Source organism: Vibrio sp. R11-SG3-ISO3-SZ, from assembly GCF_059834345.1.
The window spans coordinates 1-19,724 of sequence record NZ_JCBDGX010000111.1; the positions used below are offsets into that span (position 1 = coordinate 1).

Consider the following 19,724-nt stretch of genomic DNA (forward strand, 5'->3'; position numbering starts at 1 on the left):
ACTTGGCAACCCCTTTTTCAAAAAAAATGGCATTTCTTTGCTATTCGATTAAAACATCACCTCAAAGCGTTATAAGCGAGCGTTTTCTTTACATATTTTTAAACTTTTCACCAAATAAGCGCACTTTTTCCCAGTTGGTGTACTCCACCTCTTTGGTTGTATCGGTTTCACCGCCTGTCATCGACATAATGAACTTAATCATAGTTTTATCGAACCAATTATAACGTGGGTAACGCAGCGCCCCGGCAAAAACACCAATCAGACTGGGTTGCCAAGCGGATTTGCTGAGGAAGGTTTTGATGTACGCACTCCCTTCTGGGGTGTCCTTTCCTTGCGCTTCTTTTCTCGCGGTCAGATTGACACAAATAAATGCTGCTTTGTGCTGCTGCAGTTGATCGAGGTTTCGCTCAATAAAACGATACAGTTGCTTATTTAAGTGGCCATAACGAATAGAGGCGCCGACCAGCACGCGCTCGTAGGGGGCAAAGTCGACCTGATCAACAAGGTGGAGATCGATGATGTCGCACTCCATGTCCAATTGTTGTTGCAGGGTGTGGAGAATTTTTTTTGTCTGTCCTTCACGGGAAGAATAGAGAAACAGCGCTTTTGACATAGGCTTCCTTTAACTTTTCCAAAAGGTAGGGGTCAGCAGAATCAGTAGAGTGAACACTTCGAGACGCCCAAACAGCATAGAGACGATCAACACCCATTTAGCTTTATCATTTACATCGCCGAAGTGGAGCGCCACTTCGCCAAGACCTGGGCCTAAATTGTTCAGCGTGGCGGCCACTGCGGAGAAGGCACTTAACTCATCCATGCCAGTCGCAATAAGACCCAGCATGCAGACCACAAAGACCAATGCGTAGGCAGAGAAAAATCCCCACACGGCATCGACCACTCGTTGTGATAGAGCACTTCCGCCGACTTTAATGGTGTACACCGCTCTTGGGTGAACCAGACGTTTGAGCTCTCGCACGCCTTGTAGTGTTAATAGCAGGATACGGATCACCTTCATCCCACCACCGGTCGAACCGGCGCAACCACCAATAAAAGAGGAGAACAGCAATAGGACGGGAAGAAACAGCGGCCACTCTGAGAATCCCGTGGTGGTAAAGCCTGCTGTTGTCGAAATCGAAACTGTCTGGAACAGCGCTTGGTCAAACGCATCGTATTTTGAGTCGTAAGAATGATGATTCAATAACACCAGGAAACAGATGATAAAGAGCAGCGCTTGAATAAAGAGGAATGCGCGAAACTCGGGATCTTTCCAATAATATTTAGGGTGTACACCGCCAGAAGCGAAGGCGGCAAAGTGAAGTGAGTAGTTACAGGCAGAAATCAATAAGAACACTACAGTGATCATATTGATGGCGTAGCTATCGAAATACCCCATACTGGCGTCATGAGTAGAGAAGCCCCCGATCGCGATAGTCGAAAAGCTGTGGCTGATCGCATCGAATGGCGTCATGCCGGCCAACCAGAACGCAAGTGCACACGCGATCGTCAAACTGAGGTAGATATACCAAAGCGCTTTCGCAGTTTCTGCAATCCTCGGCGTCATCTTGGTATCTTTAACTGGACCTGGGATCTCAGCGCGATAAAGCTGCATACCACCGATACCCAGCACGGGTAATATCGCCACCGCGAGCACGATGATCCCCATGCCACCAAACCATTGCAGTATCTGACGATAAAAAAGGATCGCTTTTGGCAACTCATCCAGCCCAACAATGACGGTGGCCCCTGTCGTGGTCAGCGCAGAGAATGATTCAAAAAACGCATCGGTCACCGACACATTGGGGTAATCCGCCGCTAAAAAAGGCAGCGCCCCTGCACTGCCCAGTACCGTCCAAAACAGCACCACAATCAGAAAACCATCACGGGCTTTCAGTTCATGTTTATGACGACGATTCGGAAACCAACACACTGCGCCACAGGCAAGCAAAACAAAAAAGGTGGTGACAAAGGGCACGCCCGCACCATCTCGATAGATAAGTGCGACTAAAGCAGGCGCCAGCATGGTGACGCTAAATAAGGCCAGCAGTAGGCCGACGATGCGAATAATTGAACGAAATTGCATACAGAGACGACTATTGAAGCTTGGCTTCAGACTTCCTAATTATCATTGTTTTCCATCGAAAGAGGTGATGTTAGCTTTGGCGCCACTTTTATTGATGACCGCCTGGGTAAACACAGCGGCATCCCTCCGCTCTATCTCTACCACCAGCACGACATGATCGCTGTACTCGGCCGATACTTCCACGGCATTGAATTGCGGTAGCATCGCCTGCGCAATAGGCAGGAAGCCATAGTCTAACTCCAGTCGCAAGTTTGTGGTGATTTTTTTCTCAATTGTTTGAAGCAACTTAAGCGCTTGCCCCACACCGCCACCATAGGCTTTGACCAAGCCTCCCGTCCCCAGCTTGATACCACCTGAATAACGGGTGACGACTGCCGTCACTTCACCAACTCCCGATCCGGATAATTGAGCCAAAATGGGTTTGCCCGCCGTCCCCGACGGCTCACCATCATCACTGAATCCCCACAGCATGGAATTTTCCGGTCGCCCTGCGACAAAACCCCAACAATGGTGCCGAGCACTGGGGTGCGCCCGTCTCACTTGTTCGATAAACGCCTTGGCACTGTCGATACTCGGTGTATGGGCGAGCTGGGTGATAAAGACGCTCTTCTTTATCTCTTCTTCAAACACCGCAGGCTGCAAGGGAATTAAATAAGGGTGATCATTCATGGGCATAGCAAGTCTTGGCAAACTGGCGTGAGTCTAACATGAGAGCGGTTTGCGCGTCGTCTAAGATTTGTTCAAGCGCACAATGTTAAACACTTGTTTGAAAAATGTATTGAATTTGTCCAATGAGCGATCCACACTAAGTTCTCTGGTCTAACCAGAGCAATAAATATAACAACTTTCCTAGTTAATCTTGCGTGGTCCATAACGACCGGTTCGCGAGATCAACACGCAATCCACGATTGTATGTCATGGAGATAGACAATGATTTACCAAGCCGACACCCTACAGGTAAAGGAATTAAAAGACGGGTTAGCTGAACTCTGTTTCTGCTCTCCACAATCCGTTAACAAACTCGATCTCGCCACACTCGAGTCTCTCGATAAGGCGCTCGATGCCCTCGCTCAACATTCCGGTCTTAAAGGTCTGCTGCTGACTTCAGACAAAGACGCGTTCATTGTTGGCGCCGACATCACCGAATTCTTAGGTTTGTTTGCCAAACCAGAAGCCCAGCTCGATACGTGGCTCCAATTCGCCAACAGCATCTTCAATAAGCTTGAAGATCTCCCAGTGCCGACCGTCTCTGTAGTCAAAGGCCACACCTTAGGTGGCGGTTGTGAGTGTGTACTCGCTACCGACATGCGCATTGGCGATAAAACCACCAGCATCGGCCTACCTGAGACCAAACTGGGCATCATGCCAGGCTTTGGTGGCTGTGTTCGCCTACCGCGCGTGATCGGCGCAGACAGCGCGATGGAAGTGATCACTCAAGGCAAAGCCTGCCGTGCAGACGAAGCACTGGCGATCGGATTGTTGGACGCCGTCGTCGACTCTGAGAGACTTTACGACTCTGCGCTGAGCACGCTCACCCTAGCCGTCAATGAGAAAATCGACTGGCAAGCTCGCCGCAAACAAAAAACCTCCGCGCTGACGCTCAGCAAGCTCGAATCTATGATGAGCTTTACCATGGCCAAAGGGTTAGTCGCCCAGAAAGCAGGCCCACACTACCCAGCGCCGATGACGGCGGTCAAGACCATCGAACAAGGCGCAGGTTTTGCGCGCGATGAAGCGCTGGCCATTGAACGTAAACACTTTATTACGTTGGCAAAATCCGAGGAAGCGAAGGCGTTAGTTGGCCTGTTCTTGAACGATCAATACATCAAAGGGATTGCCAAGAAAGCAGAAAAATCGGCCGACAAAGCCACGGCGCGAGCTGCGGTACTTGGCGCAGGCATCATGGGCGGCGGTATTGCCTACCAATCCGCCCTCAAAGGGGTACCGGTGCTAATGAAAGACATTGCTCAGCCATCACTGGATCTGGGCATGACCGAAGCCTCTAAGCTACTCAACAAGCAGCTTGAACGTGGCCGTATTGATGGCTTCAAAATGGCAGGCATCCTTGCTTCCATCACACCAAGCTTGCACTACGCGGGCATTGAGCAAGCTGATGTTGTCGTCGAAGCTGTGGTTGAAAACCCGAAAGTCAAAGCCGCCGTGCTGAGTGAAGTTGAGCAGCAGGTGAGCGAAGAGACGGTGATCACCTCGAACACATCGACTATCCCAATCAACTTGCTGGCGAAGTCGCTGTCTCGCCCAGACAAATTCTGTGGTATGCACTTCTTTAACCCAGTACACCGCATGCCATTGGTCGAGATCATCCGTGGTGAACACACCTCAGACGACACCATCAACCGCGTGGTCGCCTATGCGGCTAAGATGGGCAAATCCCCGATTGTGGTCAATGACTGCCCGGGATTTTTCGTCAACCGTGTGCTCTTCCCTTACTTTGGCGGCTTTAGCTTGCTACTGCGTGATGGGGCCGATTTCACCCAAGTCGATAAAGTCATGGAGCGTCAATTTGGTTGGCCGATGGGCCCTGCTTACTTGCTCGATGTGGTCGGTATTGATACGGCGCATCATGCTCAAGCCGTCATGGCGCAAGGCTTCCCAGAGCGTATGGGTAAATCGGATCGCGATGCGATTGATGCGCTGTTTGATGCAAACAAGTACGGCCAGAAAAACGGCAGTGGCTTCTACAGCTACAGCATCGATCGAAAAGGCAAACCGAAGAAAACCTTCAGTGATGATGTGTTACCGCTGCTCGCTGAAGTGACGCAATCGTCGCAAGCGTTTGATGACCAAACCATTATTCAACGCATGATGATTCCAATGATCAACGAAGTGGTGCTGTGTCTTGAAGAGGGCATCATCGCCTCTCCTCAAGAAGCGGACATGGCGCTGGTTTATGGTCTTGGCTTCCCTCCATTCCGTGGTGGGGTGTTCCGTTATCTCGATAGTGTGGGCATTGCTGAGTTTGTCGCAATGGCGCAGCAATACTCGGATCTGGGTGCGATGTACCAGGTGCCAAAACTGCTCAAAACCATGGCTGAAAAAGGCGAGACCTTCTATGGCCAACAGCAGCAAAGTTCTATCTAAGGAGATTTCAGCATGACTACCCACACTAGAAACGTTGTCGTTGTCGATTGTCTACGTACTCCGATGGGACGTTCAAAAGGCGGCGCATTCCGCCATACGCGTGCAGAAGATTTATCGGCACATTTAATGAAAGGCATCTTGGCCCGTAACCCGCAGGTGAACCCAAGCGAGATTGAAGACATTTACTGGGGCTGTGTGCAACAAACCCTTGAGCAAGGCTTCAATATTGCCCGTAACGCCGCGCTCCTCGCAGGGCTGCCGATTGAGATTGGTGCCGTGACGGTTAACCGTCTGTGCGGCTCCTCAATGCAAGCGCTGCACGATGGCACGCGCGCCATCATGACAGGCGATGCAGAGATCTGTCTGATTGGTGGTGTCGAGCACATGGGGCACGTTCCAATGAATCATGGCGTCGACTTTCACCCAGGCATGTCAAAACACGTAGCGAAAGCGGCGGGTATGATGGGTCTCACCGCGGAGATGCTCGGCAAACTGCACCAGATCAGTCGTGAGCAGCAAGATGCGTTCGCGGCACGTTCGCACGCAAGAGCTCACGCAGCCACGGTCGAAGGCCGTTTTAAGAACGAGATTCTTCCAACCGAAGGTCACGCCGCAGACGGCACACTGTTTACCCTCGACTTTGATGAAGTAATTCGTCCAGAAACCTCGGTCGAAGGTCTGTCTCAGTTGCGCCCCGTGTTTGACCCTGCCAACGGTACCGTCACTGCAGGCACCTCTTCCGCCCTGTCTGATGGCGCCTCAGCCATGTTGATCATGAGTGAGGAGAAAGCCAAAGAGCTTGGTCTCACCATTCGCGCTCGCATCAAAGGTATGGCGATTGCCGGTTGCGATCCTTCCATCATGGGATACGGACCTGTACCTGCAACACAAAAAGCCCTCAAGCGCGCTGGCCTCTCTATTGATGATATGGATGTGGTTGAGCTCAATGAGGCTTTCGCCGCCCAGGCTCTGCCTGTTGCGAAAGATCTCGGCTTACTGGACGTGATGGATGAAAAGGTCAACCTGAATGGCGGCGCTATCGCTCTCGGTCACCCGTTAGGCTGCTCAGGTTCACGCATCTCAACTACCTTGATCAATCTTATGGAAGCGCAAGACGCCAAATACGGATTAGCGACCATGTGTATCGGTCTAGGTCAAGGCATCGCGACGGTGTTTGAACGCCCATAAGGCGTGTCAAATAATGTCAAAAGAGCCGCTTTGCGGCTCTTTTACTATCTATACCTATTACACTAAAGTGTTTTCAGCCCCCACTTTTCGGCGGTCTGTTTGAAAAATCCTTGGGTTTTCTTCAACTCAACCCAGTGATTAATGTAATTGATCCATACTTGGTCATCTTGGGGTAACAGCATCGCGATCGGGGTGGGCTTTCTTGCCTCTTTGACAGGCACAATCGCCAGCTGTTGAAACTTCTCGACCAAGGTCGCAGCTTCCACGTTGGAGGTCACCGAGACGTCCGCGCGGCGCGCCAATAGCTCTTGAAAATCACGAGCGGGTGCTTCGATGACAATGTGCTGCGCAGAAGGGAAAAACGCTTTCACCATCTTTTCTTGTACGGTACCCAGTGTGGCAGCCACTTTGACGTCAGGCGAGTCAAAATCAGACCAGTCAGAGAAACGCTCCAGATCCTTCTTCTGCACAACCGGGACAAAAGCGAGATAAAAATAGGGCTGACTGTACCCCGCTACCTTAGCGCGAGACATATTGAGCGACGCACTGCCTGTAATGTCATATTTGTTGGCAGTCACGCCATTGACCAAGGTTTTCCAGTCAGTGGCGACAAACTCGACACTGACCCCTAGGTCTTTGGCTAATTCGGTGGTCACATCGATATCAAACCCTCGATAACTATTGGTCGCCGGGTCTTTCATCGTCATTGGATTCCAGTCGCCGGTCGTACCAACACGCAGAACGCCTGAATCTAAAATCTGATGGAGGCGACTGCCTTTAGCCATCGCTTGCGGGAGCGACAACAAGCTGATGAGCAGTGCAAAGATGATCGGTTTCATTTTATCGTCCTTAGTCATTACACGAATTCCACTTTCATTGTTAACATAGCAGTAAGAAACGGATTTTCTAGTCTAAACAAGGTGTAATGTGACCACTAAAGTATGGGTGTTGATCACTACGCTGCTGCTGACTGGCTGCAGTGACTATCAATGGGGATGGTATGTACTCGATCCTACCACCGAGCAAGGCCGAGCAAATGTGCTGTTTTTGATGGGTGGATTTGGTGAGACGGTGCAGATCTCCTTGCTCAGTATGGTGCTCGCGATGAGCCTTGGCTTGATGGTCGCGATGCCTGCCTTATCTAACCTGAGAGTGTTACGTTGGTTTAATCGCCTCTATGTCGAAAGCGTACGCTCAGTCCCGGTGCTCGTTTTGCTGCTGTGGGTCTATTATGGGATGCCTACCTTACTCGATCTTTCCTTAAACCATTTCTGGGCAGGCGTGATAGCCCTAACGATCGCCGAAAGCGCCTTTATGGCGGAAGTCTTTCGCGGTGGTATTCAAGCCATTAGCCGAGGTCAACGCGAAGCCTCTGAATCGTTAGGACTCAGTTACTGGCAGACCATGCGCTTTGTGATGTTGCCACAAGCCTTCCGTCAGATTTTGCCGCCACTGGGAAACCAATTTGTCTATATCCTCAAAATGAGTTCGTTGGTCAGTGTCATTGGTCTGAGCGATCTGACCCGCAGAGCGAACGAGCTGGTGGTCACCGAATACTTACCTTTGGAGATATACACCTTCTTGGTGCTCGAATATCTATTGCTTATCTTATTGGTCTCTCAAGCCGTGCGCTGGCTAGAAAAGCGCATTGCGATTCCAAGCTTATAGATAGAAAAAAGCCGCTTCAATGAAGCGGCTTTGAAACTGAGCATAGACGATTATTTTTTCTTCACCGGACGCTGCCAGCCTGTAATCTTGCGCTCTTTAGCGCGAGTGATGACTAACTCACCTTGTGCAACGTCTTTCGTCAGCGTCGTGCCTGCGCCTATGGTCGCGCCATCAGCAATCGTCACTGGTGCCACCAGCTGGCTGTCTGAGCCAACAAACACGTCGTTGCCGATGATGGTTTTGAACTTGTTTGCGCCATCGTAGTTACACGTAATCGTACCCGCGCCAATGTTGGTGCGCTCACCAATCTCAGCATCGCCAAGATAAGTGAGATGGTTGGCTTTTGAACCCTGACCAAGACGCGCGTTTTTCACTTCAACAAAGTTACCAACGTGGGCATCTTTCTTCAGCTCTGCGCCAGGGCGAAGACGGGTAAATGGCCCAACGGTACACTCTTCACCGACCGTAGCACCTTCAATCACGCTGTATGGGCGCACAATGGTGTTGTCGTCGATTTCGCAATCTTTGAGCACACACCCAGCGCCAATCACTACGTTATCGCCAAGAGAGACGCTACCTTCAATCACAACATTGACGTCAATCTCACAGTCCATACCGCATTGCAGCTCACCACGCAAATCAAAACGTGCTGGGTCACGCAGCATCACGCCTTGTTCAAGCAGCTTGCGAGCTTGCATGGATTGGAAGGCACGTTCTAAGCGCGCCAACTGATTGCGATCGTTCACCCCTTCCACTTCGATAGGATTGACTGGGTGAACGGCCTCGACAGCGCGTCCTTCGTCGTGCGCGGCCGCAATGACATCGGTGAGGTAATATTCACCTTGCGCGTTTTGGTTGTTGAGGCCAGATAGCCAGCGCTTAAGATCGCCGCCTGTCGCAACCATCACACCTGTGTTGATCTCTTTGATTTGACGCTGCTCTTCGGTGGCATCTTTTTGTTCAACGATCGCCACAACAGGGCCATTCTTACGGACGATACGGCCATAGCCTGTTGGGTTGTCTAAGACGACAGTCAAGAGCGCGATACCGCCGGTAGGCTGCGCATCAAGCAGACTCTCAATGGTCTCTTCCGAGATCAAAGGCACGTCGCCGTACAACACCAGGATCTTTTCATCATCTTGAAACTGATCCGACGCTTGATCCACCGCATGACCTGTCCCTAATTGATCCGCTTGCAATACCCAGTTAACCGACTCTTGGCTCAGTTCAGCTTGCATTTGATCGCCACCGTGTCCATAGACGAGATGGATGTTTTGCGCGCCGAGCCCAGAGCAAGTATCAATCACGTGCTTCACCATGGGTTTACCCGCTAGGGTATGCAGTACCTTTGGCTTGTTAGAGTACATGCGAGTCCCTTTGCCCGCCGCGAGAATCACCGCGCTAAACTTCATGAAATTACCTATAGACGTTGTCATAAAAACTTGAGGGGTATTCTAGACACTAATCAACGATTAGTTAATGAAATCGGAAAATTTTCCGTTAAAAATTAAGCAGCCACCAGCCTTCTCGCCACCTAAGTTGGCTAACTCACGGCGCTCTGCTCGGTTGGCGAAACTGTTTCACTCGGAGAAAATAGGTTGCGGTAAATAAACAAAAGCCCCGAGCGAACTCGAGGCTTTATCTAGCGATTCAACGCACAATCATACTAGCGACGGCTGCTGCGTCTCACGAGCTCAATGACTTTCAATTGAGCGACCGCTTTCGCCAGCTCAGCCGCAGCTTTCGCGTAATCAACGTCACCGTGAGGTAGGTTGATCAGCTCTTCTGCACGCTGTTTTGCTTCTTCCGCTTTTGCTTTGTCTAGGTCTTCACCTCGAACAGCGGTATCCGCCAAGATGGTGACATCGTGAGCCTGTACTTCAAGAATACCGCCCGAAAGGTAAATAATTTCTTCCTCACCTTTCTTTGTTACGATGCGAACCATACCAGGACGAATCAGCGTCAACAACGGAGTATGACCCGCTAAAACACCGAGATCACCCTCTTCACCTGAAACTTGAATGCTGCGAGCATAGCCAGAGAAAATACGCTCTTCGGCACTCACAACGTCTAGGTTAAAGGTCACTGATGCAGTCATAACGCCTCCTTAAAGTCTTCGCTTACATCTTCTTCGCGTTTTCTAGAGCGTCGTCGATGCTTCCGCAGTACATAAATGCCTGCTCAGGAATATCATCATACTCACCAGAAAGAAGACCTTTAAAGCCACGAAGTGTCTCTGTAAGAGGTACGTATACACCCGGGTCACCCGTAAAGACTTCCGCTACGTGGTAAGGCTGAGTCAAGAAACGCTCAATCTTACGTGCACGAGATACGACTTGCTTATCTTCTTCAGATAGCTCGTCCATACCTAGGATAGCGATGATGTCTTTCAGCTCTTTGTAGCGCTGAAGTGTCTGCTGAACGCCACGAGCGATGTCGTAGTGCTCTTGACCAACGACCAATGGGTCAAGCTGACGAGACGTTGAGTCAAGTGGGTCGATCGCTGGGTATAGACCCATAGCTGCGATGTTACGGTTAAGTACAACCGTTGCATCCAAGTGCGCGAACGTGGTGGCTGGAGACGGGTCAGTCAAGTCATCCGCTGGTACGTATACCGCCTGTACAGACGTGATAGAACCCGCTTTTGTTGACGTGATACGCTCCTGAAGTACACCCATCTCTTCTGCAAGAGTTGGCTGGTAACCTACTGCAGAAGGCATACGACCTAGCAGTGCAGATACTTCCGTACCCGCCAGCGTGTAACGGTAGATGTTATCAACGAACAGTAGAACGTCACGTCCTTCGTCACGGAAACGCTCAGCCATCGTTAGACCTGTCAGTGCAACACGTAGACGGTTGCCTGGTGGCTCGTTCATCTGACCGTAAACCATCGCAACCTTTGATTCTTCAGGTTTTTCGATGTTTACTACGCCCGCTTCCTGCATTTCGTAGTAGAAGTCGTTACCCTCACGAGTACGCTCACCTACACCCGCGAATACAGAAAGACCAGAGTGTTGTAGTGCGATGTTGTTGATAAGTTCCATCATGTTAACGGTCTTACCTACACCTGCACCACCGAATAGACCGATTTTACCACCCTTAGCGAATGGACAAACTAGGTCGATTACTTTTACGCCGGTTTCTAGAAGCGCTGTCTCGTTTGATTGCTCTTCGTAGCTTGGCGCTTGACGGTGGATAGAGTAAACCTCTTCTGCACCGATTTCGCCACGCTCGTCAATCGCGTCACCTAGAACGTTCATGATACGACCTAGGGTCTTAGTACCTACTGGTACTGAAATTGGAGCGCCTGTGTTAACCACTTCCACTCCGCGACGTAAACCATCAGAGCTACCCATTACGATACAACGAACTACGCCACCGCCTAGCTGTTGCTGAACTTCAAGAACAAGACGCTCTTTTGAGTCCGTAACGTTTAGAGCGTCATATACACTTGGTACATCGCTCTGTGGGAACTCTACGTCGACTACCGCACCGATGATCTGTACGATCTTACCTGTAGCCATCGTTAATCCTCTAAATTTAATCTGCCTAAATTACACTGCTGCCGCACCAGAAACGATCTCGGATAGCTCTTGTGTAATCGCCGCTTGACGGGCTTTGTTGTACACAAGCTCTAGTTCATCGATCAAGTTTCCAGCATTGTCAGATGCTGCTTTCATAGCAATCATACGAGCAGCCATTTCGCACGCTAAGTTTTCAACCACAGCCTGGTACACCTGAGACTCGATATAACGAGACATCAAGGTATTGAGCAGAACCTTTTGGTCTGACTCAAACATATAGCTCCACGCATGCTTGAACGACTCATCGTCACTCATGGACTTAGGCAAAGGTATTAATTGATCAATTTTGGGTTGCTGTGTCATTGAGTTCACAAACTCATTGAACACTAGGTACAAGCGATCGATTTCACCCTCTTCATACTTCTTAAGCATGACTTTGATAGAACCGATCAGATCATCTAATGATGGCGTGTCTCCCAAACCTGAGGTTTGAGCGACAATCTTCGCACCTATGCTATTGAAGTAAGATGTGGCTTTTGAACCGATCACTGCCAGCTCAATCTCTACACCTTGATTCGACCAATCGTTCATCTCCTTGACGGCTTGCTTGAACAAGTTAATGTTCAAGCCGCCACAAAGACCACGATCGGTCGATACCACAATATACCCAACGCGCTTAGCGCCACGTTCTACAAGGAATGGATGTTTGTATTCCAAGGTACCGTGCGCTAAATGACCAATGACTTTACGTATTATTTCAGCGTAAGGACGAGGGCCTTCCATTGCATCTTGCGTACGACGCATTTTGGAAGCCGCTACCATTTCCATCGCTTTCGTGATTTTTTGAGTGCTTTTGACACTACCAATCTTGCTACGAATTTCTTTTGTATTGGCCATCGTTACTCTCCGTTAATTACAAAACTTGCTTGTAATTACCAAGTTTGGGTTGCTTTGAAATCATCAACCAAGGCTTTCAGTTGAGCTTCGATTTCATCGTTGTAAGCGCCAGACTTGTCGATCTCAGCTGCAAAATCTGCATGCTGAGCACGAGCATACGATAGTAGAGCACCTTCAAAGTCGAGGACTTTGTTGAGCTCGATATCATCGAGATAGCCACGTTCCGCCGCGAAAATAGACAATGCTTGGTCAAACACTGACATTGGCGCGTACTGCTGCTGCTTCATCAATTCAGTCACTTTCTGACCGTGATTTAGCTGGCGTTTGGTCGCTGCATCAAGATCCGATGAGAACTGAGCAAAGGCTGCCAATTCACGGTATGCCGCCAATGCAGTACGGATACCACCTGACAGTTTCTTGATGATTTTCGTCTGAGCCGAACCACCTACACGAGATACTGAGATACCTGGGTCAACCGCTGGGCGTACACCCGCGTTGAACAGTTCAGTTTGTAGGAAGATCTGACCGTCGGTAATCGAGATTACGTTGGTCGGTACGAATGCCGATACGTCACCCGCTTGAGTTTCGATGATAGGTAGCGCAGTCAAAGAGCCTGTCTTACCTTTCACTTCACCGTTGGTGAAACGCTCTACGTACTCTTCGTTTACTCGCGCAGCGCGCTCTAGTAGACGTGAGTGGAGGTAGAATACGTCACCCGGGAAAGCCTCACGGCCTGGTGGACGTTTTAGGAGTAGAGAGATCTGACGGTAAGCAACCGCTTGTTTAGACAGGTCATCGTAAACAATCAGTGCATCTTCACCGCGGTCACGGAAGTACTCACCCATCGCACAACCTGCGTATGGCGCTAGGTATTGAAGCGCTGCAGATTCAGAAGCCGATGCTACGACAACAATCGTGTTCTGCAGTGCGCCGTGCTCTTCTAGTTTGCGAACCACGTTAGCAATGGTCGATGCTTTTTGACCAATCGCTACGTAGATAGAGAAAATACCCGAGTCTTTCTGGTTGATGATGGCATCGATCGCCATCGCCGTTTTACCAGTCTGACGGTCACCGATGATAAGCTCACGCTGACCACGACCGATTGGGATCATTGAGTCAACAGACTTGTAACCGGTTTGAACAGGCTGATCAACCGATTTACGGTCGATAACACCTGGTGCAATCACTTCAACTGGTGAGCTCAGTTTCGCATCGATAGGACCTTTGCCATCAATTGGTTGACCCAGTGTGTTAACCACACGGCCAAGCAGCTCAGGGCCTACAGGTACTTCAAGGATGCGTCCAGTACCCGTCACTTTCATCCCTTCTTTAAGGTCTGCGTACGGGCCCATCACTACAGCACCAACAGAGTCGCGCTCTAGGTTTAATGCCAATGCAAAACGATCACCTGGAAGCTCGATCATTTCACCTTGCATCACATCTTCAAGACCGTGAATGCGGAGAATACCGTCACTTACAGAGACGATCGTACCCTCATTACGAACTTCAGACACGACATTGAATTTTTCAATGCGCTGTCTAATCAGTTCGCTAATTTCCGTGGAATTAAGTTGCATTGCTCCAATTCCCCTAATTTAAGACTTAATAACGTCTTTAAGACGAGTTAAACGGCTAACGAGTGAGTTATCCAACACAGTATCGCCATCACGGATAACCGCGCCGCCGATCAAGTGCGCATCAACGATACAGTTTAATTTCACTGTGCCACCAAAACGCTGTTCAAGGCTGGCGATAAGCTGCGACTTTTGCGCTTCAGACAATTCAGTAGACGTCGTAACCGTCACCTCTTTCGTGTTTGAAGCCTTGTCTGCCAGTTTCTTGTACTGCTGATAAATATCACTTAACGCTGAGGTGCGACGATTCTCGATCACCACTTTCAAAAAGTTTTGAAAGGGTTCATCAAAGTATTCCCCGCCAACATCAACATACAATTGCACTAGTTGCTCAGGCTGCAAACTCAAAGCAGCGGTCTTTAGCTCTTTTACTGAAGACATCTCTTTGGCAAATGCAAGCATCTGTGACCATTGTTCAATGGCACTATTATCACTCGCAAAGCCGTATGCAGCCTTAGCATATGGTCGAGCAATAGTTGTCAAATCCGACATACTGATGCCCTCTTGTTATAGTTTTGCTGAAATACTATCAAGGATGTCTTGATGTGCAGCTGGATCAATAGAACGCTCGATCACTTTCTCTGCGCCAAGAATCACTAAGCTCGCCACGTCTTTCTTCAGCTCATTGCGCGCACGCAATGTTTCTGCTTCCAGCTCAGCTTTACCTTGAGAAAGAATATGATCTCGCTCGACAGTAGCTTCGTTGCGGGCTTCATCCAAAATCTGAGCTTTGCGTTTATTCGCTTGCTCGATGATTTCTAATGCTTGTTTCTTCGCGTCTTTCAGCTGGTCTGCCGCATTGTGCTTGGCAAGCTCTAACGCTTTGTCCGCACGTGCAGCCGACTCTAGACCTTCAGAGATCTTCTTTTGGCGTTCTTCAATAGCAGCAATTAATGGTGGCCACACGAACTTCATGCAGAACCACACAAAAATTAGAAATGCTATTGCTTGTCCCAGCAGAGTAGCATTGATATTCACAATGACCCTCCTTTACCTATTCTTAGTTTCGAAACATCGAAACGACGTATCATGAATGAATAAGAGAGGTCTATTACAGTGCGAATAGCATGTACATAGAGATACCAACACCGATCATTGGAACCGCATCCAATAGACCCGCGATGATGAACATGTTGGTTTGTAGAACAGGCGCCATTTCAGGCTGGCGAGCAACTGACTCAAGGAACTTACCACCAAGGATCGCGAAACCAAAACCTGTTGCGATAGCACACATGCCTAGTAGTAGACCTACAACCAAATAAATTTCCATAATTATCTCCAAATCAGATTTGATAAAAAAGTTAGGTAAAAATTAATGTGAATCGTTACTTGCCATGCTGAGGTAAACAACAGTCAGCATTGTAAAAATGAAGGCTTGTAAAACAATTACTAATATGTGGAAGATTGCCCAAATGACGTGCGCGACGACACCTAATCCACCCAATACAACACCAGCACCGTAGGTCACAGCGATCAGAATAAAGATCAACTCGCCCGAGTACATGTTGCCGTAAAGACGTAAAGAAAGAGACACCGGCTTAGCCAGCAATGAGACACTTTCCAAAACTAAGTTGAAAGGAATTAACGCTTTATTGTTAATTGGGTGAAGCGTAAATTCTTTCACAAATCCTTTAAATCCTTTGTACTTGATGTAGTAAACCACCGTCAGTACTAGGACACCTAATGCAAGTGCTAGCGTGATGTTTAAGTCAACCGTTGGTACGATCTTAAAGTACTCAAAGCCAGCCGCCCCCATTAGATGAGGAATAAAGTCAACGGGTACTAGATCCATCAAGTTCATGAGGAAAATCCACACAAACAAGGTGAGAGCTAGTGGTGCGACTAATTTATCACGACCATGGAAAGCATCTTTTACAATGGCATCGACTTGCTCTACGACCATTTCGATAAAACATTGCAGCTTACCAGGCGTGCCTGTGGTTGCATTTTTTCCGACACGATAAAACAACCACAAAAATAGTGCACCTAGACCAACAGAGAACAACAATGAATCCCAATGTAAGGTCCAGAACCCAGCGTCGGCACAACCATAGTTGGTTGCTACGCCACCATCAACCACACAAATCTTCGCGTTGGTTAGGTGGTGCTGAATATATTCCTGCGGAGTATCAGCCATGGTTAATCCCATTTTTATGAAAAAATAAAATTGGTGATAACCAGAAGATCAGCAGTGTGAGCTTGTAACCTGTAAAGAACGCCCCTGGTTTGAGGAACTCGTTGACAGAAAACACCAACACAAACATCACTATGGTAAACACCAGCTTTAACGCCCATCCCACCATCAGGAAGCCAAGGAGAACTTTCCCATCGGACCCTGGTTTAGGGAAAAACGTAAACAGGGCATAAATGTAATTACCCATCACCGCGATAAAGCCGCCTTTTAAAACAAAGCGAGCCGTTTCAGGGCTGATCATCACATAAGCCAAGCTCCCGATGAGGAGCACAAATATCAGCTGGAGGTGGACGAGTCTAAAAGCAGCTCTTCCTTGCTTGCTTCGATTTGCACTAAACATCAAAAGCACCTGTTTCTGTATCTAACACCGCATTGATCACAGTCAATGCATGGTGAAAAAAAGCACGAAAATTATATAGTTCTTACCCAAAAACACAATAATTGCTTCGGTGATAAGCTTTATTCCTACTAGGAAGTGTGAGCTAGGAAGCGGAATCGATGTTTTGTAGTTGTTTTAACATCGATTGAAGTTGCTCATTGTCTGCAAAGTTGATGACAATTTTACCATCGCCTTTTGTTGACATTTGTAGGGCAACTTTTGTGTTTAATTGTTCAGACAAATGCTTTAACGACAACTCCGTCGTGTTATCAATTTCTGGTTTTGGCGTGGTTGATTCAACTTCGCCCTGGAGCGTCTTTTTTACTAAGTTTTCTGTTTGACGCACCGTCAGTTTTTTCTTGGCAACGTGATTGGCGAGCGCCACTTGCTGCGTGGCTTCTAACGCCAGTAGCGCGCGAGCATGGCCCATCTCAATCAATTTGGCCGACATCAAAGCTTTCACTTCATCATCTAACTGGTTGAGTCTTAGCAAGTTACTCACGGTGGTTCGTGATTTACCAATCGCATCCGCCACTTGCTGATGAGTCAATTCAAATTCGTCTTGAAGACGCTCCAATGCTTGGGCTTCTTCAATTGCATTGAGGTCTTCGCGCTGAATGTTTTCAATCAATGCCATCGCAACCGCCGCACGGTCTTCGACATTTTTGACCACGCAAGGCACTTGCTTGAGACCGGCTTTACGCGCCGCACGCCAGCGACGTTCGCCAGCGATGATTTCGTATTTGTCCGCCTCAACCTGACGCACAACAATCGGCTGGATAATCCCTTGCGACTCTATCGATGAGGCCAACTCTTCGAGCGCTTCAGGCTCCATCTCTTTGCGGGGCTGATACACGCCCGGTTGTAACGCATTGATACTCAGTTCAGTCAAATGCCCATCGGACGACAACGCTTGGCTATTGAGCGCACTTTGCTGTTTCTCACGCGCCAGTGAGCTGGTCGATAGCAGAGCGTCAAGCCCTTTACCTAAACCACGTTTAGACATAAGACGGAATCCTTCGGTTGATTATGCGGGTACTTCTTCGCGGCGAAGCATTTCTCCAGCAAGGGCAAGGTACGCTTTTGCGCCCGCTGAATACTTGTCGTAATACATGGCAGGTTTGCCATGACTCGGCGCTTCGGCCAAGCGAACATTTCGGGGAATAACAGTGCGGTACACTTTGTTGCCAAAGTGCTTTTTGAGTTGATCGGACACTTCATTCGAGAGGCGATTACGCGGGTCATACATGGTGCGTAACAAGCCCTCGATTCTTAGATTTTCGTTGACGACAGCAGCGAGCTTGCTGATTGTATCCATCAATGCCGTTAACCCTTCTAACGCGAAATACTCGCACTGCATCGGAACCAAGACGGAATCAGCTGCAGCCATAGCATTGATTGTAAGAAGGTTTAGCGACGGAGGACAATCGATAAAGATGAAATCATAGTTATCACGAACGGAGGATAAGGCGTGCTTGAGACGCACTTCGCGGGCAAACACTTCCATTAATTTGATTTCTGCGGCGGTGACATCACCGTTAGCCGCGATCAAATCGTAATTGCCAGACGTCTTACGACAGACCACCTCTTCGAACGGTACGTCTTCAACCAGCAGTTCGTAGGCAGTGGCGTCGACTTGGTACTTATCAACACCGCTTGCCATGGTTGCGTTTCCTTGCGGGTCGAGGTCAATGACCAACACTTTTCGCTTAGTCGCAGCCATAGATGCGGCTAAGTTGACACAGGTCGTTGTTTTACCCACGCCACCTTTTTGGTTAGCAATTGCTACGATTTTTCCCACAGTGAACCTCGCTATTAATCCTTGCGCGATAAGATTACTAGATGACGCTCGCCTTCCAACTCTGGAACATTCAAAGCTTTGATCTCGCTCACAGAACACCAGTCGGGCAATTGTTCAATCTCATCCTGAGGCAATTGACCTTTCAGCGCCAGAAACACGCCTGACTCCGCTTTTGGAAGATGATGACACCAACTGACCATGTCTACCATAGAAGCGAATGCGCGACTTAGAACAGCGTCAAACTTCTCTTCTGGTTGAAACTCTTCGACGCGACTTTGAATCGGCGTCACGTTTTTTATCCCCAGCTCATGCAGCACTTGTTTGATAAAGCGAATGCGTTTGCCGAGACTGTCGAGCAAATAAAAGGTTTTCTCTGGGTGCATGATCGCCAAAGGGATCCCTGGCAATCCTGGACCAGTACCGACATCGATAAAGCGCTCACCGACTAAGTGAGTACTCACAACAATGCTATCCAAGATGTGTTTAACTAACATCTCAAACGGGTCACGCACTGAGGTCAGGTTGTAGGCTTTGTTCCACTTGTCCAGCATTGCCACATAACCCACCAACTGCTCGCGTTGCGCATCAGAGACCTGCAGGTCAGTGGTCGCGATCAGCGCATCGAGTTTGTCACGTAGTGCGCTCATGCCGCTTCCTCACCTTTTTTCAACATACCGTGCTTTTTCAAATGCACCAACAAAATGGAGATTGCGGCTGGCGTAATACCTGAGATACGAGAAGCAATACCAATCGACTCAGGTTTGGCTTCTGACAGCTTGGCAATCACTTCGTTCGACAAACCTTTCACTTGTCGGTAATCCAAATCGAGCGGCAACTTGGTGTGTTCATGACGCAATGATTTCTCAATCTCGTCTTGCTGACGCTTGATGTAACCTTCGTACTTGACTTGAATTTCCACTTGCTCTGCCGCTTGTTGATCATCCAGCGCAGGCTGGAAGGTCTCTAGCGAGGTCAGCTGCTGATAGGTGATTTCAGGGCGACGAAGAAGATCTTCACCGCTTGCTTCACGCACTAACGGAGTTTTCAGTAGATCGTTCAGCGCATCGATCCCCGCCGATTTCGGATTAATCCAGATATCTTGTAGGCGCTGACGCTCTTTTTCCATCTGCTCGATCTTTTGATTGAATCGCGTCCAACGCGCCTCACTCACCAAGCCCAATTCATGCGCTTTTTCTGTCAAACGCAGATCGGCGTTGTCTTCACGCAGCAGCAAACGGTACTCGGCACGTGAGGTGA

At 48.9% G+C, this 19,724-nt stretch carries 21 protein-coding genes; 3 read left to right on the forward strand and 18 right to left on the reverse strand.

Going from position 1 to position 19,724, the window contains the following annotated elements; all coding sequences use genetic code 11:
- Positions 1-88: 88 nt before the first annotated feature.
- From hemG to AC6R1O_RS13905, 3 genes are read right to left on the reverse strand one after another with little or no spacing between them, the layout of a single operon-like run.
- Entirely contained in the window at positions 89-613 is a 525-nt protein-coding gene (gene hemG, locus AC6R1O_RS13895) for a menaquinone-dependent protoporphyrinogen IX dehydrogenase (protein ID WP_334555554.1), read from the reverse strand.
- Positions 614-622: 9 nt separating this feature from the next.
- Entirely contained in the window at positions 623-2,080 is a 1,458-nt protein-coding gene (locus AC6R1O_RS13900; protein WP_500630496.1) for a TrkH family potassium uptake protein, read from the reverse strand.
- A gap of 42 nt (positions 2,081-2,122) precedes the next feature.
- Complete coding sequence (locus tag AC6R1O_RS13905; RefSeq protein WP_334555556.1) at positions 2,123-2,749, reverse strand: YigZ family protein; 627 nt, start codon at positions 2,747-2,749, stop codon at positions 2,123-2,125.
- 261 nt (positions 2,750-3,010) lie between these two features.
- Here AC6R1O_RS13905 and fadB point away from each other — a divergent pair, with 261 nt between their 5' ends.
- Positions 3,011-5,182 (forward strand): fatty acid oxidation complex subunit alpha FadB, encoded by a 2,172-nt coding sequence (gene fadB / locus AC6R1O_RS13910; protein ID WP_500628948.1) that lies wholly within the window; start codon positions 3,011-3,013, stop codon positions 5,180-5,182.
- Positions 5,183-5,194: 12 nt separating this feature from the next.
- The gene (fadA, locus tag AC6R1O_RS13915; RefSeq protein WP_334555551.1) at positions 5,195-6,370 is read left to right on the forward strand and encodes an acetyl-CoA C-acyltransferase FadA; all 1,176 of its coding nucleotides are present in this window, start codon (positions 5,195-5,197) and stop codon (positions 6,368-6,370) included.
- Between the two features lie 62 nt (positions 6,371-6,432).
- On the opposite strand, the gene AC6R1O_RS13920 is transcribed toward fadA, so the two are convergent.
- Positions 6,433-7,155 carry a transporter substrate-binding domain-containing protein gene (locus AC6R1O_RS13920; RefSeq protein WP_500630526.1) on the reverse strand — a complete coding sequence of 241 codons (723 nt, stop codon included), beginning with the start codon at positions 7,153-7,155 and terminating at the stop codon, positions 6,433-6,435.
- A gap of 142 nt (positions 7,156-7,297) precedes the next feature.
- Between AC6R1O_RS13920 and AC6R1O_RS13925 the strand changes: the two genes are divergently transcribed.
- Complete coding sequence (locus AC6R1O_RS13925) at positions 7,298-8,038, forward strand: amino acid ABC transporter permease (protein ID WP_500630497.1); 741 nt, start codon at positions 7,298-7,300, stop codon at positions 8,036-8,038.
- A 50-nt stretch (positions 8,039-8,088) separates the two neighbouring features.
- Here the strand turns inward: AC6R1O_RS13925 and glmU are convergent, their stop codons facing one another.
- The 14 genes from glmU to AC6R1O_RS13995 all read right to left on the reverse strand — a co-directional run.
- The gene (gene glmU / locus AC6R1O_RS13930; RefSeq protein ID WP_500630498.1) at positions 8,089-9,450 is read right to left on the reverse strand and encodes a bifunctional UDP-N-acetylglucosamine diphosphorylase/glucosamine-1-phosphate N-acetyltransferase GlmU; all 1,362 of its coding nucleotides are present in this window, start codon (positions 9,448-9,450) and stop codon (positions 8,089-8,091) included.
- 254 nt (positions 9,451-9,704) lie between these two features.
- Positions 9,705-10,136 (reverse strand): F0F1 ATP synthase subunit epsilon, encoded by a 432-nt coding sequence (locus AC6R1O_RS13935; RefSeq protein ID WP_487902950.1) that lies wholly within the window; start codon positions 10,134-10,136, stop codon positions 9,705-9,707.
- Between the two features lie 22 nt (positions 10,137-10,158).
- On the reverse strand, positions 10,159-11,562 hold the full coding sequence (gene atpD / locus AC6R1O_RS13940) for a F0F1 ATP synthase subunit beta (RefSeq protein WP_334555544.1): 1,404 nt from the start codon (positions 11,560-11,562) through the stop codon (positions 10,159-10,161).
- 30 nt (positions 11,563-11,592) lie between these two features.
- Positions 11,593-12,459 carry a F0F1 ATP synthase subunit gamma gene (gene atpG, locus AC6R1O_RS13945; protein WP_334555543.1) on the reverse strand — a complete coding sequence of 289 codons (867 nt, stop codon included), beginning with the start codon at positions 12,457-12,459 and terminating at the stop codon, positions 11,593-11,595.
- Positions 12,460-12,494: 35 nt separating this feature from the next.
- Complete coding sequence (gene atpA / locus AC6R1O_RS13950) at positions 12,495-14,036, reverse strand: F0F1 ATP synthase subunit alpha (RefSeq protein WP_500626267.1); 1,542 nt, start codon at positions 14,034-14,036, stop codon at positions 12,495-12,497.
- 18 nt (positions 14,037-14,054) lie between these two features.
- The gene (locus AC6R1O_RS13955) at positions 14,055-14,585 is read right to left on the reverse strand and encodes a F0F1 ATP synthase subunit delta (protein ID WP_487902951.1); all 531 of its coding nucleotides are present in this window, start codon (positions 14,583-14,585) and stop codon (positions 14,055-14,057) included.
- A gap of 15 nt (positions 14,586-14,600) precedes the next feature.
- A complete protein-coding gene (gene atpF / locus AC6R1O_RS13960; RefSeq protein ID WP_487902952.1) occupies positions 14,601-15,071 on the reverse strand; it encodes a F0F1 ATP synthase subunit B in 471 nt (156 codons plus the stop codon).
- A gap of 73 nt (positions 15,072-15,144) precedes the next feature.
- Positions 15,145-15,363: a F0F1 ATP synthase subunit C gene (atpE, locus tag AC6R1O_RS13965; protein ID WP_334555539.1), complete on the reverse strand. Its 219-nt coding sequence runs from the start codon at positions 15,361-15,363 to the stop codon at positions 15,145-15,147.
- A 42-nt stretch (positions 15,364-15,405) separates the two neighbouring features.
- Positions 15,406-16,230 (reverse strand): F0F1 ATP synthase subunit A, encoded by an 825-nt coding sequence (gene atpB / locus AC6R1O_RS13970; protein ID WP_334555538.1) that lies wholly within the window; start codon positions 16,228-16,230, stop codon positions 15,406-15,408.
- Entirely contained in the window at positions 16,223-16,627 is a 405-nt protein-coding gene (locus tag AC6R1O_RS13975) for an ATP synthase subunit I (RefSeq protein WP_334555537.1), read from the reverse strand. The genes atpB and AC6R1O_RS13975 overlap by 8 nt, the downstream gene beginning before the upstream one ends.
- Before the next feature lie 142 nt (positions 16,628-16,769).
- Positions 16,770-17,672, reverse strand: a complete 903-nt coding sequence (locus AC6R1O_RS13980) for a ParB/RepB/Spo0J family partition protein (RefSeq protein ID WP_487902953.1) — start codon at positions 17,670-17,672, stop codon at positions 16,770-16,772.
- 21 nt (positions 17,673-17,693) lie between these two features.
- Positions 17,694-18,467 carry a ParA family protein gene (locus AC6R1O_RS13985; protein ID WP_334555535.1) on the reverse strand — a complete coding sequence of 258 codons (774 nt, stop codon included), beginning with the start codon at positions 18,465-18,467 and terminating at the stop codon, positions 17,694-17,696.
- Positions 18,468-18,481: 14 nt separating this feature from the next.
- Positions 18,482-19,114: a 16S rRNA (guanine(527)-N(7))-methyltransferase RsmG gene (gene rsmG / locus AC6R1O_RS13990; RefSeq protein ID WP_487902954.1), complete on the reverse strand. Its 633-nt coding sequence runs from the start codon at positions 19,112-19,114 to the stop codon at positions 18,482-18,484.
- Positions 19,111-19,724, reverse strand: a 614-nt coding sequence (locus tag AC6R1O_RS13995) for a tRNA modifying enzyme MnmG family protein (protein ID WP_500657234.1), incomplete at its 5' end; no start/stop codon positions are given. The genes rsmG and AC6R1O_RS13995, both read right to left, overlap by 4 nt.